This window comes from Albidovulum aestuarii (assembly GCF_029961185.1).
Lineage (GTDB): Bacteria > Pseudomonadota > Alphaproteobacteria > Rhodobacterales > Rhodobacteraceae > Albidovulum > Albidovulum aestuarii.
Genome location: NZ_JASBQQ010000003.1, coordinates 186854 through 202901 on the forward strand (window position 1 = coordinate 186854; position 16048 = coordinate 202901).

A 16048-nucleotide genomic window follows, 5' to 3' on the forward strand; every position below is an offset into this window, starting at 1 on the left:
CTTACTCCATCACGTAGCCGTAGGAACCGGAATAGTCCTGCTTGGCGACCTCGCCAACAGCGCCTTTTCCGCTGCTGGAGGCCGTTTTGCCAAAGAGGAACAGCTCGGCTTCTGAAGGCGGTCTGACACGATCCGTAGGCAATGCCAGAGCTTCGCCGCGGGTCGGGCTTACCAGATGGGGTGTGACGATGATCACAAGTTCCGACTGGTTGCGTTTGTAGTCCGCGCTGCGGAACAGTGCCCCGAGGACAGGCAGGTCACCCAGCCAAGGCACCTGACTGTTCAGGTCCCTGAAATCGTCCTGCAGCAAGCCAGCGATGGCAAAGCTTTCACCATCGCGCATCTCGACGGTTGTTTCCGCTTCGCGCCGGCTGAATGTAGGCAGGTTGATATCGCCCAAGTCGAACGTCTGAGTGGTGTCGATGGCTGATACGGCCGTGTTGATCATCAGGTTAATCACGTCGCCGTCGACAACCCGTGGGGTGAACGCCAACTCCACGCCGAAAGGTTTATATTCGACAGTGACCTGATTGTCTTCAGATGACACTGGAATAGGCACTTCGCCACCAGCGAGGAAGTATGCTTCCTGACCTGAGAGCGTCGTCAGGTTGGGTTCAGACAACGTTCTGACAAGACCCTTCGATTCAAGGGCCTCAAGCAACACATCAAACTCGAAACTGCCCAAGGTGAAACCGACCGTGGCCTGACCGATTGCTGTCGCCGACAAGGCGAGATCGGTCGCTCCGCCCCCGCCCGGCACAAGGAAACCACTGCCGAGACCGGTGGACGCATTCAGATCCGAGGTCGAACCGCCGGCAGTGAGACCGCCATTGAGTGCCTTGGAAACCGAGCGGCTCATTTCAGCAATGCGGACCTTCAGCATGACCTGCTGAACGCCTCCGACCATCATCAGGTTGGAAACCCGATCAGGCGCGTAACGCTGAGCCAGATCAAGTGCGCGGTCGAGTTTCATCGTCGATGAAACCGTACCTGACAGAACGATGCCGTCATTTGCGGTGCGGACCTCGATCTGCTCGCCCGGCAGGATCTGCTGGAGGCGTTCCTTGAATTCCGCCACGTCGAGCGAGACCTGAACGTCCACATTGGTGATGAGACGGCCATCCGGTGCAAGCAGGGTCAGCGTCGTGCGACCCGGCGCCTTGCCGAGAATATAGATCGATTTGTCAGACAGAGTGGAGATATCCGCAATGCCCGGGTTGGCGATCGAAAGTTCTGCAAATGGTTCGTCCGCTTCAACAACGACAGCGCGGTTCATCGGTACTGAAAGCGCGCTCGACACGGAACCCGTAACAATCTTAAGGGTTTCCGCATTGGCGGCTGGAATGGCGGTCATGGTGAGCGAAGCGCCCAACATCCCTGCCGATACTACTGTTCTTATATACATGTGACCTGCCTTTCCGATCACGCCTCTAGGAAGGGTTATTTGTACCCAATTGCCGCCAGAATGCGTGACGTGGCGTTTTATTGCAATAATCAACTGTTTGCGCAGGTCTCTTTATGTGGACCATGAGCAACACTAGGAAGTGGTTGCGACAAAAGATTGCGCCGACCACCATATGAAGTGGTCGGCGCGGATGATGCTGGAAGGTGGAACGGGTCAGTTCGTGCAGGGGATTTCCACCTCGACCACTTCTCCACCCTTATTGGTGCGAATGGTGCAGGGCTTCTTTTCCTCTACGACTTCTTCCGGCGCGGCCTCGACAATACCGAGAAGCGCGTTGCGGTTGATCTCGACCACGCCCACCTCAGCACTGTCGCCGGTTCCAACCAGCGAGAGCGTGAGACGGCCCGTTCGCTGCGCCAGAGCGAAGGCCGCAACCTGCTGCGGTGTCGCTTCGATGGTCACAGTTTCGGCGATCATAGTCTCTTCGCTGCGATCGGCATCGGCACTCTGGTTTATGGCAATAAGCCGCACCGCTTCGTCGATTAGTTTGGTCACGTCTTGACCGCCGATCGTACCGCTCCAATAGACATCCACGCGATCACCTGGCCGCAAAAAGCCCGACACGCCCGAGGTCACGTCCACATTGATGGTGAAGGCACGCATGCCGGCGGAGAGGTTCGCGTTGATGCCCGCATCGATGCCCGGTTCGGTAATCTTTGCGCCAAGGATCGGTTCAAACGGTTCGTAGCTGCGCAGGGCAGCACGCGGCCGGGTTTCACCTTCCCAAAAGACCGGCAGGATCGACTTGTCACCACTCTGAGGAGCAACAACGGTGTTGAACGCCCCCGCCGGAACCTTGTCGGCCTGCCACCTGATGATTTCAAGGTCGTCGCGGGTGAACCGGTCACCATATTTCATCGGCCTCTTGGCCACGACGACATTTACCAGCGGGGTCGCACGCGCCTGTTCCGCCGCAAGTCGGTCACGTTCGGCCTGTGTCTGTTCGATGAAGCCCTGGGCCATGTAAACGGCGAAACTCGCCAGCGCGATGCCGACGACCAAAACCAAACCAAATACCAACCGCATGGCGCGTCCTTTCGTAGATTAGGCAACAGTCCCCATGGCGCAGCCAACGGGTTTGCCGCCTCCTTATCGCGGAATATCGGAATGGAATACGGCGAAATGGTGGTCAAAGCGAGCCCGGGTAGTGGAATCTTGCCGGTTTGAGAAACATTCAGCCGATACCGTGCTCCGAATGCCGTTCGGCGCCCCGGAGGGACGCCGTAACGCAGCCGTTCAGCAGGCAGCGCGATCAGTGATCCGCAATTCAGAACGTGGTGGTGATCGTCGCGGCCGAAAGATGGTCTTCGACCTGCTGACCGATACTGGTCATGTTGCCGCGAAGACCGGCCATCGCAATGCCAACCAATGCGCAGACAGCTGCGGTCAAAACAACCCAGTCTACGGTTACGGCGCCGGATTCTTCTGCGCGGAACCGTGAAAATAACCTCATGACTTTCATCATTCGCTCCGTTCTTTACCGGGCCAATTCCGCCGGTGCGTAAAAGCCCATGACTTTTTGTCTTCCCTGATAGCCAGCTAACGCCCGCAAGATGGCACGATTGCGGCACATGTCGTTCATTTTCGCGCGATGGACGTTCCGATTGGAAACGACGCGTTTCCGATTCGTAAACGAAAAAGCCGCGCCTCATGGGCGCGGCTTCTACGTGACTATTCGGCCAGGTCTTAGAACGTGGTCGAGATCGTCTGCTTGGAAAGGTAGCTGTTGATTTCGCCGGTGAGTTTGCCGGTGCCCTTCTTGACGGCGGCGAGCGCGGCAACGCCGAGGCCGACGACAGCAGCGGTCAGCACGACCCAGTCAACGGTCACAGCGCCGTCTTCTTCGTTATGGAACTTCTTAAGCTTGAACAGTTTCATTTTTCTCTCCGTTTGGTTCGCTCTTCAGGTTCATCCGCGAACCGTGTTGTAAGTCGGAGGGCCATTGCCAGTTCCCGACACCGTCGCGGCGTAAGGGTTTTTTGCCTGCGAATCGTGACCCAACTAGGGCGACGACAGTACATTTCCGTGCTTTTATGACTGACTTCGTAAACAGCCGATCGGGAATGTTTCTGATTTCGGATCAATCGGAGCGGGAGTTGCGAAGACCGTTCAGGTTGAAATCACGCCCTCGAGCAGGACCCGTACTGTTGCAGGAAATACGTATCACCCAGCTTCGCTGTTACTAAGGCCCGGTGCGGTACGTTTGGGTCAACGAAAAAGCCGCGCCTCATGGGCGCGGCTTCTACGTGACTATTCGGCCAGGTCTTAGAACGTGGTCGAGATCGTCTGCTTGGAAAGGTAGCTGTTGATTTCGCCGGTGAGTTTGCCGGTGCCCTTCTTGACGGCGGCGAGCGCGGCAACGCCGAGGCCGACGACAGCAGCGGTCAGCACGACCCAGTCAACGGTCACAGCGCCGTCTTCTTCGTTATGGAACTTCTTAAGCTTGAACAGTTTCATTTTTCTCTCCGTAATTTTCGCCCGTTTCACATCCGCGGCCAGTCTGTTGTTGTGGCTCTTTTGCCAGTCCCAGACCAACGCGGGATGGGCATATCTGGCTGTTCAAACGTGGCAGGAGTTGGGCAGCCTTCGTACATTTTATAGTTGCCTTAACGTTTTTGCGTTTGGAGGCGTTTTCCGGTGTTTTTCTGGGTTTCTGCGTGATCAAACCCGTGCCCGCCGACCCTATTGTTGTTGCCTAAAGGACGATTCGATTCTGAAACACCGGAGCGTGACCTCTAAAGACTGGCTCTCGGACGCGGATTCTGAGAAAAAGGGCGCGCAAAAAGAGTGGTCAGGCAGATGAGCAGCATGATGCAGGGCATCGTTTCGAGGGTGCTGCCGTGGTGCGTAGCGGTGGTGCTCGCGGCAGGAATGGCTGCGGCGGAGGAACCGCCAGCGGGCTATCCTGACTTTACCTTCAAGCGTATCGGTGCACCGAAGGCGAGCGCGGGAAAGCGCATCACCGTTCAGATCGACCCAGCGGAACAGGCACGTCGGCTTGCCGCCGGGCCGCTGCCGCCTGCGGAAAAACCGATCCCGCATGGAGGAGCTGCTCCGGGGCTTCGCCCGTCGGCGCCAGCATCGCCATCCAAGTATGACTGGTACTGGGAAACCGTGTCACCTGCCTTGGCGGATGCGGACGGGCGGTTCCCCAAGGCCGTTGCGGCGCTAGTACAGGGGCCGGGCGGCACGGCTGTTCCTTCTCCGCGTTTGCAACATCTGCAGGATATCGCGACCGTCCACGGCACCGAGATATTGAAGGCGACGATCGGAACTGATGTCTCGCCAGCGCTGGTCCTGGCTGTCATAGGCATAGAAAGCGCGGGCCGGTCCAATGCCGTGTCGTCGGCGGGCGCGGTCGGCCTCATGCAGCTTATTCCGGCCACGGCGGATCGGTTCGGCGTGTCAGACAGTTCCGATCCGGTGCAGAATATCAAAGGGGGCGTCGCCTACCTCGACTGGCTGATGAAAGAGTTCAACCGAGATCCCCTTATGGTGCTGGCGGCCTATAACGCGGGCGAGAATGCCGTGAAATCGAATGGCGGCGTGCCGCCCTATGCCGAAACGCGGGCCTATGTCCCAAAAGTGCTGGCCGCCTGGACCGTGGCGCGGGGGCTTTGCGTGACGCCGCCGGAACTGGTGACCGACGGTTGTGTATTCGCCGTGAAAGGATGAGTTTCCCCAGATGACGGAAGTTAAGCCGCTCGTCCTCGATGTCGATGGGACGTTCCTGAGGACAGACATGCTCTTCGAAACCTTCTGGGCGGGGTTGGGGCGTGATCCGGTCGCCACGCTACGGGCCGCGGCCTTGTATTTCCGCGATCCGGCGCGGCTGAAATCCGAACTTGTCGCGATCGCACCCATTCGCACCGATCTTCTGCCGGTCAATCCCGAGATCGCCGATCTGGCTTTGCAGTCGCGCATGGCGGGTCGCGAAGTTGTTCTGGCCTCGGCCTCCGACAAGCGCCTCGTCGAACAACTCGCGGCCGATTATGGCCTGTCGGACCAGATTTTTGCATCCGATGGTAAAATCAACCTGAAGGGGAAGAAGAAGGCCGAGACTTTGGTGGCGGCCTATGGCGCAAGGGGATTCGACTATGCCGGAGATTCGGCGGTCGATCTGCCGGTCTGGGAACAGTCGGAAAATGCCCTCGTCGTCGGAGGTGTCGCATCGGCCCGTGAACTTACGGCGCGAGGGCACAACGTCGTCGAGATGCCGGGCGGATGGTGCTGGCGGGCACTTTTCAAAGCTCTGCGGCCCCATCAATGGGTCAAGAACGTGCTTCTGGTTCTCGCGATGATCGCGGCGCACCGCTTCGATCTGGAAACCCTGGTGCCGATTCTCTGGGGTATCGTCGCGTTTTCCGCCGCAGCCTCCTCTATATATATCGTCAACGATCTGCTCGATCTGGAAGCAGACCGCCTGCATCCGACGAAATGCCGCCGCCCGTTTGCCAGTGGTGATGTGCCCATCGTGGTCGGCATGGCCACGTTCGGCCTGCTTGCCGTTCTGGCGCTCGGTGTTGCCGTGTCGCTGAACTGGGCATTCTTCGGGGTTGTTGTCCTTTATATGATCACGTCGCTGGCCTATTCGCTGAAGCTTAAACGAATGCGCTGGGTCGATGTGGCAACTCTTGCGGCGCTCTATACGATCAGGGTCGTTGCCGGCGCGGCGGCGGGCGAGGTCGATGTCTCCGTCTATATGCTGATCTTCATCTTCCCGATCTTCATTACGCTCGGCTGCGTGAAGCGGCTGACCGAACTTACGCTTGCCACCAATGATGATCCGCTGCCCGGACGCGGCTATGGCCGCAAGGACCGGAGCGATCTTCTCAATGTCGCGGGGCTCGGTATCTTCGGGGCGCTCCTGATCTTCTTCCTCTATTCGGTCAGCGAACAGGGGCAGGAGCTTTACCCGACCACATGGCTTCTCTGGGTTGCGATGATCCCGATGGCAGTCTGGCTGATCCGCATGGTTCTGCTCGGCTGGCTCGGCAAACAGGATTACGACCCGATCGTCTTCGCGATGCGCGACAAGTTCGGCATCGGCCTTTTAATGATCACGCTGTCGCTGATGTTCTGGGCGGCCGGCCTCTGGTCTCAGTGGTTCGGCGGCTGAGCCTCAGCCCTTCGGCTTCAGCCGATAGACGCCTTCCGGCAGGTTGAGCGCGGCGGCCAGTTCGCGCACCTGCGCCATCGACATCACGATCTTGCAAACCTCGTCCCTGCGCGCATCGTATTGCTCGATCGTGACGCATTCGGCAAAGCCCTGAATGGTCACATCCTCTTCCAGATGCGTGCTGCCCTCATCGACGAGGGTAATGACGGTAGCGTCGAAATCGTGCTCGATGGTGAACATGGGATCACACTAGCGCGGGGCGCAGGCAGGCTCAATGGCCCCCAAGCTATCACGACCCGGAGAGGTGGTTGGGTGCCCCTTCCGTCGGGTACGGTGGAGCGTTATCCTGAGGCAGGCGGATCGACGCAGTCAAAGGGCCCGGAGAGGCACATGAAGAAGTCACTTGTCATCGTATTCCTTGCACTCGCGGCATGTGTGGAACAGGGGCCGGTCGCACCGGTATCGGGCCCGCCGCCAGTAACGTCAGGACCGGCGCTCGGACCCGAGGTCGCGGCACACAATTTCGTTTCAGTCGTGACCCGTATGGAACCGGTGATCGAGCGGGAATGCCGCGCGCGGCAGGCCCGCGCGAATTGCGATTTCCAGATCGTCGTTGATGACCGGCCCGGCCAGCCGCCGAACGCCTTTCAGACTGTGGATCGCTCCGGCCGCCCGATCGTCGCCTTCACGCTGGCCCTGATCGCGGATGCCCGCAATACCGACGAACTGGCCTTTGTCATGGGCCACGAGGCCGCGCATCACATTGCAGATCATCTGCCAAGGCAGCAGCAGGAGGCGATGACAGGGGCGCTGATCCTTGGCGGGCTGACGGCGCTCACCGGTGGTGGCGATACGGCTATCAGGGAAGCGCAGCAGATCGGCGGCACGCTTGGTGCGCGGCGTTATGCCAAGGATTACGAACTGGAGGCGGATGCGTTGGGGACGATCCTGGCCTGGCAGGCCGGATACGACCCGGAACGCGGGGCCGCTTTCTTCACGCGCATTCCCGATCCGGGCAACCGGTTCCTCGGAACCCATCCGCCCAATGCCAGCCGGATCGATACGGTGCGCCGGACACTGGCGACGCTTCGCTGAACCCTTTGTCGTATTGGCGGGGGCAAGGCTACGTCGAACGGCTTGATCTGGATCAAGGCATTTAACCCCGTTGCGTGGCGATCTTGCTGGCAGGAGCATCGCTGCGAGAGGAACGCCGCTATGAGCGAGGTTGTCAGATTCAAGACCCATCGCACGGGGGTTCGACCGGATATGCCCTATTTCCTGACCGATGCCGAAACCCGCCGCCACGGCGTCGATATCGGTCGGGCGATTCAATCGGGCATGCTGACCGCTGAAGATTTCCGCGAAATTCTCGCCTTCTGCCGCGATTGCCACGAGGGGCCAGCGGTCCGCCGTGAACCGGGCCATGACCGGCTGGCCGATTGTGCGCCTGACTGGTGCGCCAACCGGGCGATCCTCGAAGGCCTGCGCGGTTTGGTCTGAAACCGCCCTTTCCCGGCGCAGGTTTCCCCGATACATCGGGGCCGGAGGCGCCATGCGGATTATTGAAAACATCATTTCGGATCGGGGCTCGCGTTATGCCGTGTCCGGTGGGCCGGTCGCAGATCGCGCTGCGGCGGATGCCTTCATCCGCGATCTGACGACGATCAAGAAATTCGCGAAGGCGACGCATAACAGCTGGGCCGTGCTGTTCGAGACGGATGGCCAGCCGGAGCCGCTGAAGAACGATGACGGCGAAGCGGGCGCGGGTGCTGTCATCCTGCGGATGCTGGAGCGCGAAGGGCTGACCAACCACATCGTCGTCGTCACCCGCTGGTATGGTGGCGTAAAGCTGGGAGGCGACCGCTTCCGCCATGTGACTGCCGCGGTCCGGGCCTATCTGGCCGAAAGGAGCTGATCGGCCCGGCCTGTGGCATTTCCGTCAATCCCAACAACTCAGTCCAGCGACGCAGCACCCGCAAAGCTGGCGATGCTGGTGCGCCACCGGTAGTCTCGCCTGCGAACAGACGGGAGGAGGCGATGGCTTTGGACATTGCTGCGGAGTTGCGGCGCTTTGTGAACACCGCCACTTGGTCATGGCAGGGTTTCGCATCGGCCTGGGCGACCGAGAAATCTTTACGCCAGTGGGTTGTTGTGAATGTCCTTTCGGCCGGACTTGCCTTCTGGCTGGACCTGACTGCGGGCGAACGGGCGCTGATCGTCGCGCTTGGGCTAATCATTCTTGCGGCCGAACTCTTCAATACCGCGATTGAGGAGATCGTCGATCTGGCCTCACCCGAACGCAATCCCCATGCGGGCAAGGCCAAGGATTGCGGTTCGGCGGCGGTGGCGCTGACCGCACTTGCGGGCGGGTTCGCGTGGCTGATTATCCTTTTGGGGTAGGGGATACCGGTATCGGCGGCCCTTGGATGTCGTGATAGTCTTGGTCTACGGTGCTTGGGTGGGTGGCCCGCAGCACGCGAGACATCCGACGTGATGCGAGAAACCCGTCGCCGTGCTCCCCGGCGGCGGGTTTTCCGTTGTCAGGTGCTTTTCCACAAATTGAAGGCAAAAGTGCCGGTGCCGAGCAGGACCATCAACTCTGCTATGGGCGCCAGAGGCGCCATTGCCGCCTCAGTAATCTTGCCGGAGAAGAGCAGCCACAGCATCACTAGAAGAATCAAGGCGCCGATCTGGTGCAGCCAGAAATGAGCCTTGGCGAGCGTCGTGCCCGCCATGGCCGGGATTATCCTGTATATGATCCCGAAGACGGTCATCAGCGCGAAGCCGAGCAGGTTGATATGGGCATGCAGCGGTGCCAGCGAATGATCGCCCGAACCGCCCATATACATACCGATGAGAATACCGAGCAAAAGATACAGTGACCCGATCACCAGAAAACTGCGAGAAATTTGCATTTCGTTCCCCATTGAATGCCACGGTCTTATGCCGCGCAGGCGAACGATACTCCGGCCGATCTGATTCTTGATCACGGAATCGTGAGGATTTCGCGGCAGTCTGCAACCGAAGCGGTCGTGGTCAGGCTCCGTCACCATTTTTAGACATTATTGTGTGTTAGAGCCGCCGTCCCCACAGGTCGTATTCACTGGCCTCCTCGACCTCGATGGTCAGGATATCTCCGGGGGAGAGGGCCGCGAAATCCTCGTCGATAAAAAGATTACCGTCGATTTCCGGCGCGTCCGCTTTGGTGCGGCAGGTCGCGCCCTCATCGCCCACCGTATCGACGATCACCTCAATCCGGGTGCCGACCTTGGCCGCGAGCTTCGCCTCGGAAATCGCCTGCGCCTTTTCCATGAACCGTTCCCAGCGGTCCTGCTTGACTTCGTCGGGAACATGATCGGGCAGAGCATTCGACCGCGCGCCGTCCACGTTTTCGTACTGAAAGCAGCCGACCCGGTCGAGTTGCGCCTCGTCCATCCAGTCGAGCAGGGTCTGGAACTCTTCTTCCGTCTCGCCGGGATAGCCGACGATGAAGGTTGACCGCAGCGTGATGTCCGGGCAGACGGCGCGCCACGCGGCGATTTCGTCCAGCGTCTTCGCCGCCGCCGCAGGCCGCGCCATCCGCTTCAGCGTGTCGGGATGGGCATGTTGGAACGGGATGTCGAGATAGGGCAGGATCAGCCCCTCTGCCATCAGCGGAATGAGGTCGCGCACATGGGGGTAGGGATAGACGTAGTGCAACCGGATCCAAGCGCCGAGCGACCCAAGATCGCGGGCAAGATCGGTGATGTGCGCGCGGTGGCCATTTTTTTCTGCATGTTTCAGGTCCAGCCCGTAGGCTGAGGTATCCTGGCTGATCACCAAGAGTTCGCGCACACCCGCCTCGACCAGCTTCTCGGCCTCGCGGATGACCGCGTGGGCGGGACGCGAGACGAGCCGTCCACGCATATCAGGGATAATGCAGAAACGGCATTTGTGGTTACAGCCCTCGGAGATCTTCAGATAGCTGTAGTGGCGGGGTGTCAGCTTCACCCCCGCCGCAGGCAGAAGGTCCACGAAGGGATCGGGCGCGGGTGGCACGGCCACATGCACCGCATCCAGCACCTGTTCGTATTGATGCGGGCCGGTTACGGCCAGAACCGAAGGGTGGGCACCGGTTATATAGTCGGGCTCAGCCCCGAGGCAGCCGGTGACGATGACGCGGCCGTTTTCCGTCAGTGCCTCGCCAATCGCCTCAAGGCTCTCGGCTTTGGCGCTGTCGAGAAAGCCGCAGGTATTGACGATGACCGCATCCGCTCCCCGGTAGTCGGGGCTGATCGCGTAACCTTCGGCGCGCAGGCGCGTCAGGATGCGCTCGCTGTCCACGAGCGCTTTTGGGCAGCCGAGCGAGACCATGCCGATCCGGGGCTGGCCGGGACGGGCAGGGCTGTCGAAGACGGGCTTCGGCGCGAGGTCGGGGCGGAGGTTGGGCGGGTTCTGGCTCATCCGCGGCATATAGCCTAACGCGTGAGGCGCGTGAATGGGGTCCGGGTGAATCTCGATCTCGGCCATACCCGGCATTTTCAAGGGCCGTGACATGATGCTGGTCAAAGAGCGTGGATGTCCGATGTGCCAGCATATGCAAAGCGAGTGGGTCGGAGCGGGAAGGGCTATGATCGTCGAAACTTATATTACACGCCGCGAATATTCCGACAGGCAGGGGCCGGAATATCTTGCAATTCGGAAAATACATTCATAAATGTGAATGTGAAAGAAACATTTGAGGTGCACTATGACTCTCGATCGCTCTGTTCTTGCTTTTGCCGGTATCATGGTCCTGCTTTCGGTGGCGCTGACCGTCTGGGTTTCGTCCTACTTTGTCTGGTTCACCGTCTTTATCGGTGTGAACATGCTGCAATCGGCCTTTACCGGTTTCTGTCCGGCGGCCTCGATCTTCCGCAAGCTGGGGATCAAGCCCGGCACAGCATTCTGAAAGGCATTCCGATGCGCGCGCTTTTGTTCGTCACTTTCCTTGTGGTTGCCGGACCGGCCTTGTCCGAGACGGTGACGCTTTCGCCCGTGATGCTTCCCGAATGGAAAGCCGTCTACGGCCGGATCGAGACGAAGGAGACGATTCCTGCCCGCGCGCGCATCGGCGGCACCATCCGATCGCTCTCGGTCAGCGAGGGCGACACAGTGACCGAGGGGCAGGAGATCGCGGTCGTCCATGACGACAAGATCGAGTTTCAGATCGCCGCCTATGATGCCCAGATTTCGGCTTTGAAAGCCCAGCTTGAGACGGCGGAAACAGAGCTTAAGCGCGGTGAGACGCTGGTGGAACGCGGCGTGGCGACGGTACAGCGGCTGGATCAACTGCGCACGGCGGTCGATGTGGTGCGCGGTCAGATCACCGCAACCGAGGCACAGCGCGACATCTCGGTCCAGCAGGCGACCGAAGGGCGTGTCTTGGCCCCCGCTGCGGGAAAGGTTCTGACTGTTCCTGTCACACCGGGTGCGGTGGTCCTGCCCGGCGAACCCGTGGCAACCATTGGTGGGGGCGGGTTTTTCCTGCGTCTTTCTGTGCCGGAACGTCACGCGACCGCTCTGGCCGAAGGCGATGCGATCCGCATCACCACTGACAGCGGTGAAAACGAAGGCCGTATTGCCAAACTTTACCCCCAAATCGACAACGGTCGCGTGACGGCAGATGTCGAAGTCGCCGGTCTCGCTACGGCCTATGTCAATGCCCGCGTTTTGGTTGAACTGCCGGTCAGCGAGCGCGAGGCCTTGCTTGTTCCCGTAGCGGCCGTTTTGACCCGCTCGGGCATCGATTTCGTGACCGTCAGCGAGGCCGAGCACGAGGCTGAGCGCGCTGTCGTCACCGGTGAAACCGTCGTGACCGACAGTGCAGAAATGGTCGAGATCCTCTCGGGCCTCGCTGCTGGCGATATAGTGGTCACGCCATGAGCGACGCCACCAAACTTGGCATCGCGGGTGGTCTGACCCGCGCCTTCATCGGTTCGCCGCTGACGCCGCTTTTCCTGCTTGCCGCCTTTGTCTTCGGCCTCGTCGCGCTCGTCTCGCTGCCGCGCGAGGAAGAGCCGCAGATCTCGGTGCCCATGGTCGATATCATGGTGCGCGCCGACGGGCTGAAGGCCGCCGATGCGGTCAAGCTGATCACCGAACCCTTGGAGACCATCGTCAAGGGCATCGACGGGGTCGAGCATGTCTATTCGCAAAGCCGCGATGATCAGGTCATGGTCACGGCGCGCTTTCTTGTCGGCACCTCGTCTGACGCGGCGGTGCTGCGGGTCCATGACAAGGTGCGCGCGAACATGGATCGCATTCCCGTCGGTGTGCCGGAACCCCAGATCATCGGGCGTGGCATCGACGATGTGGCCATCCTGTCGCTGACGCTCTCGCCGACCGAAGCGGCCGCCGACCGGATCAGCGCAAATGACCTGACCCGCATCGCCCGCGAACTGCGGACCGAGATCGCCAAGATCCCGGATGTGGGCCTGACCTATATCGTCGGCGAGACATCTGAACGCATCCGCATCGCGCCCGATCCGGCACGGCTGGCGCTTTACGGCGTCACGCTGCAACAGCTTGCGGGCAAGGTGCAGGGCGCGAACCGCGCATTCCCCGTGGGCAATATCCGCGATCAGGGCCAGCAGATCGAGGTCATTGCGGGCGAAACCCTGTCCTCTCCGCAGGAGATCGGCAATCTTCTGATGACCACGCGCGACGGACGTCCGGTCTATGTCCGCGACGTTGCCGATGTCAGCTTTGTCTCAGGGGCCGAGGAGCTCCGCGTCGCGACCGTCACCAAGACCGAATCCGGACTTGTCCTCCGTCCCTCCGTGACGCTCGCCGTCGCCAAGCGGGCAGGCTCCAACGCCGTTACCGTGGCCGAGGCAATCCTGCACAGGGCGCATGCTCTGGACGGCAGGCTGATCCCGCATGATATCGAGGTCGAGGTCACCCGCGATTACGGTGAAAGCGCGAATGAGAAGGCGAACGAACTGCTCTATCACCTCGCGCTCGCCACGGTGTCGATCATCGCGCTGGTCTGGCTTGCCATCGGTCGGCGCGAGGCGGTCGTGGTCGCCGTCGTCATCCCGGTCACGATCCTGCTGACGCTCTTCGCCTCCTGGCTCATGGGCTACACGCTCAACCGCGTCTCGCTTTTCGCGCTGATCTTCTCCATCGGTATCCTCGTCGACGACGCCATCGTGGTGATCGAGAACATCGCCCGGCACTGGGGGATGAAGGACGGGCGCGACCGCCGGACAGCGGCCATCGACGCCGTGGCAGAGGTCGGCAACCCGACCATCGTCGCGACGCTGACCGTGGTCGCCGCGCTTCTTCCGATGCTCTTCGTTTCGGGCCTGATGGGTCCCTATATGTCGCCCATCCCGGCCAACGCCTCTGCCGCGATGATCTTTTCCTTCTTTGTTGCGGTCATGGTCACGCCCTGGCTGATGCTGAAGGTCGCAGGCAAGGCTGCGACCCACGGCCATGAGGAAGGGCAGGGCGGGCCGCTCGGCCGCGCCTATTCGGCGGTGGCGAAGCCTATCCTCGCGTCGAAGGCGCGCAGCTGGGGGTTCATCGGGGCGGTGCTTGTCCTGACCTTCGGTTCGCTTGCGCTCTTCTATACCAAGGATGTGACGGTCAAGCTTCTGCCCTTCGACAACAAGTCGGAGTTGCAAGTCACCATCGACCTGCCCGAAGGATCGTCGGTCGAGGCGACCGATGCCGTGGCGCAGGCAGTTGCCCGCGCGGTGCTGGACCTGCCCGAGGTGCGGTCGGTCCAGACCCATGCCGGAACAGCGGCGCCCTTCAACTTCAACGGTCTTGTGCGGCATTCCTACCTGCGGTCCATGCCCGAAATGGGCGAGGTCGCGATCAACCTGTTGCCCAAGGGTGAACGCGACCGGACAAGCCACGATATCGCGCTGGAAATCCGCGAACGGATCATGGCGCTGCCGGTGCCTGAGGGCACGTCACTGAAAACCGTTGAGCCACCGCCGGGCCCACCGGTGCTGGCCACGCTTCTGGCCGAGATCTATGGACCGGACCCCGAAACACGCAGGCAGGTTGCTGAAAAGGTCGAAGACGCGTTCCGTTCGGTCCCGTTCATCGTTGACGTAGACAATTCATACGGGCAGCCCGCACGGCGGCTGCGCGCGACGATCTCGACCGACAATGCCGAGTTCTTCCAGGTCCAGGAATCCGATGTCTTTGATACGATCGCAATCCTGAACGGCGGCACGACCATCGGTTATTCCCATCGCGGCGAGGGTCGCCAACCGATCCCGATCCGGGTCGAACGGCCCAAGGGTGAGCGCACGCTTGACGAGACGTTCCTCACGACGCCTATCCCGGCGAACGTGCTTCCGGGCGCTCGCGGCGTGGTCGAACTGGGCGACGTTGTCGAAGTGACCGAGGAAACCGCTTCTTTCCCGGTCTTCCGCCACAACGGCCGTGAGGCCGAGATGGTGACAGCCGAACTGGCGGGCGATTTCGAGGCCCCCTTGTACGGAATGCTCGCCGTGCAGGATGCGCTTGATGCGCAGGACTGGACCGGATTGCCGAAACCGGACATTTCGCTCCATGGACAGCCCGAGGACGAAACCGGACCAACGCTTCTCTGGGACGGGGAGTGGGAGGTCACCTGGGTCACCTTCCGCGACATGGGCGCGGCCTTTGGCGTGGCGCTTCTGGGCATCTACATCCTCGTCGTCGCGCAGTTCGGATCGTTCAAGGTGCCGCTGGTGATCCTGACGCCGATCCCGCTGACCTTCATCGGCATCCTCGGTGGTCACTGGGCCTTTGGTGCGCCGTTCTCTGCGACGTCGATGATCGGCTTCATCGCGCTTGCGGGGATCATCGTGCGGAACTCCATCCTTCTTGTCGATTTCATCCGCCACGCCCCGAACCGCGATAGGCCGCTGACCGAGATCCTGATCGAGGCCGGCGCGATCCGGTTCAAACCGATCCTTCTGACCGCGCTTGCGGCGATGATCGGCGCGGCGGTGATCCTGACCGATCCGATCTTTCAGGGCCTCGCCATCTCGCTCCTCTTCGGGCTCGCATCGTCGACGCTGCTGACCGTCCTTGTGATTCCGGCGGTCTACCGCGTCCTCAGAACCTGACCTTCGGGCGATTGATTCCTCTCCGCCCCCAGTCCGGGGGCGGGAGGGCGTATTAGGGATGCAACGTGTGCAATCGCCTCAACTGTCGCGAGAAATCCCCTGAATATCCCACAACGCGCCACTTTTCGGACACGGTGCGCGGCAAAGACTTCACTTACGGGGCGCACGCTAAAAGGCAGGACAGGAAGATGAAACTCGCAAACGCCATTCTAAGCCGCTTGTTCCGCAACCGTTCCGACAAGCAGGACGCGTTCGAAAGCCGCCTCGTGACCATGGGCAGCGAAGTTAACCGGACCCGCCGCCCGGTGACGACGGCGCGCCCGCCGCTCTTCGTCCGTCAGGCCCGTCAGATCGCCTGACCACAGCTGA

Annotated in this window: 18 protein-coding genes; 10 read left to right on the plus strand and 8 right to left on the minus strand. The window is 60.8% G+C overall.

The annotated features are described in order from the left end of the window. Position 1 precedes the first annotated feature (1 nt). The 5 genes from QKW60_RS08985 to QKW60_RS09005 form a co-directional block, all read right to left on the minus strand. The gene (locus tag QKW60_RS08985; RefSeq protein ID WP_282368148.1) at positions 2 to 1405 is read right to left on the minus strand and encodes a type II and III secretion system protein family protein; all 1404 of its coding nucleotides are present in this window, start codon (positions 1403 to 1405) and stop codon (positions 2 to 4) included. Between the two features lie 213 nt (positions 1406 to 1618). Then, positions 1619 to 2491 carry a Flp pilus assembly protein CpaB gene (gene cpaB / locus QKW60_RS08990; RefSeq protein ID WP_282368149.1) on the minus strand — a complete coding sequence of 291 codons (873 nt, stop codon included), beginning with the start codon at positions 2489 to 2491 and terminating at the stop codon, positions 1619 to 1621. Between the two features lie 241 nt (positions 2492 to 2732). Continuing rightward, positions 2733 to 2918: a Flp family type IVb pilin gene (locus QKW60_RS08995; RefSeq protein WP_282368150.1), complete on the minus strand. Its 186-nt coding sequence runs from the start codon at positions 2916 to 2918 to the stop codon at positions 2733 to 2735. 233 nt (positions 2919 to 3151) lie between these two features. After that, on the minus strand, positions 3152 to 3343 hold the full coding sequence (locus QKW60_RS09000; RefSeq protein ID WP_282368151.1) for a hypothetical protein: 192 nt from the start codon (positions 3341 to 3343) through the stop codon (positions 3152 to 3154). Between the two features lie 387 nt (positions 3344 to 3730). Next, positions 3731 to 3922, minus strand: coding sequence for a hypothetical protein (locus QKW60_RS09005; protein WP_282368151.1), 192 nt, complete (start codon positions 3920 to 3922; stop codon positions 3731 to 3733). Positions 3923 to 4264: 342 nt separating this feature from the next. On the opposite strand from QKW60_RS09005, the gene QKW60_RS09010 reads away from it, so the two are divergent. Then, the gene (locus QKW60_RS09010) at positions 4265 to 5140 is read left to right on the plus strand and encodes a lytic transglycosylase domain-containing protein (protein ID WP_419762667.1); all 876 of its coding nucleotides are present in this window, start codon (positions 4265 to 4267) and stop codon (positions 5138 to 5140) included. Positions 5141 to 5150: 10 nt separating this feature from the next. Next, positions 5151 to 6584 (plus strand): UbiA family prenyltransferase, encoded by a 1434-nt coding sequence (locus QKW60_RS09015; RefSeq protein ID WP_282368152.1) that lies wholly within the window; start codon positions 5151 to 5153, stop codon positions 6582 to 6584. A gap of 3 nt (positions 6585 to 6587) precedes the next feature. Here QKW60_RS09015 and QKW60_RS09020 read toward each other — a convergent pair whose 3' ends face one another. Next, positions 6588 to 6824: a hypothetical protein gene (locus QKW60_RS09020; protein ID WP_282368153.1), complete on the minus strand. Its 237-nt coding sequence runs from the start codon at positions 6822 to 6824 to the stop codon at positions 6588 to 6590. A 150-nt stretch (positions 6825 to 6974) separates the two neighbouring features. Here QKW60_RS09020 and QKW60_RS09025 point away from each other — a divergent pair, with 150 nt between their 5' ends. From QKW60_RS09025 to QKW60_RS09040, 4 genes are all read left to right on the plus strand, one after another. Next, positions 6975 to 7679: a M48 family metallopeptidase gene (locus QKW60_RS09025; protein WP_282368154.1), complete on the plus strand. Its 705-nt coding sequence runs from the start codon at positions 6975 to 6977 to the stop codon at positions 7677 to 7679. 120 nt (positions 7680 to 7799) lie between these two features. Beyond that, positions 7800 to 8084, plus strand: a complete 285-nt coding sequence (locus tag QKW60_RS09030; protein WP_282368155.1) for a DUF6455 family protein — start codon at positions 7800 to 7802, stop codon at positions 8082 to 8084. 52 nt (positions 8085 to 8136) lie between these two features. Continuing rightward, positions 8137 to 8499, plus strand: coding sequence for a YigZ family protein (locus tag QKW60_RS09035; protein ID WP_282368156.1), 363 nt, complete (start codon positions 8137 to 8139; stop codon positions 8497 to 8499). 122 nt (positions 8500 to 8621) lie between these two features. Further along, the gene (locus QKW60_RS09040) at positions 8622 to 8984 is read left to right on the plus strand and encodes a diacylglycerol kinase (RefSeq protein WP_282368157.1); all 363 of its coding nucleotides are present in this window, start codon (positions 8622 to 8624) and stop codon (positions 8982 to 8984) included. Positions 8985 to 9124: 140 nt separating this feature from the next. Here the strand turns inward: QKW60_RS09040 and QKW60_RS09045 are convergent, their stop codons facing one another. Next, positions 9125 to 9574 carry a hypothetical protein gene (locus QKW60_RS09045; RefSeq protein WP_282368158.1) on the minus strand — a complete coding sequence of 150 codons (450 nt, stop codon included), beginning with the start codon at positions 9572 to 9574 and terminating at the stop codon, positions 9125 to 9127. An 82-nt stretch (positions 9575 to 9656) separates the two neighbouring features. After that, positions 9657 to 11027, minus strand: coding sequence for a 30S ribosomal protein S12 methylthiotransferase RimO (gene rimO / locus QKW60_RS09050; RefSeq protein WP_282368669.1), 1371 nt, complete (start codon positions 11025 to 11027; stop codon positions 9657 to 9659). 286 nt (positions 11028 to 11313) lie between these two features. Between rimO and QKW60_RS09055 the strand changes: the two genes are divergently transcribed. The 4 genes from QKW60_RS09055 (at position 11314) to QKW60_RS09070 (ending at position 16038) form a co-directional block, all read left to right on the plus strand. Further along, entirely contained in the window at positions 11314 to 11514 is a 201-nt protein-coding gene (locus tag QKW60_RS09055; protein ID WP_263738848.1) for a YgaP family membrane protein, read from the plus strand. 11 nt (positions 11515 to 11525) lie between these two features. Next, on the plus strand, positions 11526 to 12488 hold the full coding sequence (locus tag QKW60_RS09060; RefSeq protein ID WP_282368159.1) for an efflux RND transporter periplasmic adaptor subunit: 963 nt from the start codon (positions 11526 to 11528) through the stop codon (positions 12486 to 12488). After that, positions 12485 to 15679 carry an efflux RND transporter permease subunit gene (locus QKW60_RS09065; RefSeq protein WP_282368160.1) on the plus strand — a complete coding sequence of 1065 codons (3195 nt, stop codon included), beginning with the start codon at positions 12485 to 12487 and terminating at the stop codon, positions 15677 to 15679. The genes QKW60_RS09060 and QKW60_RS09065 overlap by 4 nt, the downstream gene beginning before the upstream one ends. 188 nt (positions 15680 to 15867) lie before the next feature. After that, positions 15868 to 16038 carry a hypothetical protein gene (locus QKW60_RS09070; RefSeq protein WP_282368161.1) on the plus strand — a complete coding sequence of 57 codons (171 nt, stop codon included), beginning with the start codon at positions 15868 to 15870 and terminating at the stop codon, positions 16036 to 16038. The last annotated feature ends 10 nt before the right edge of the window (positions 16039 to 16048 follow it).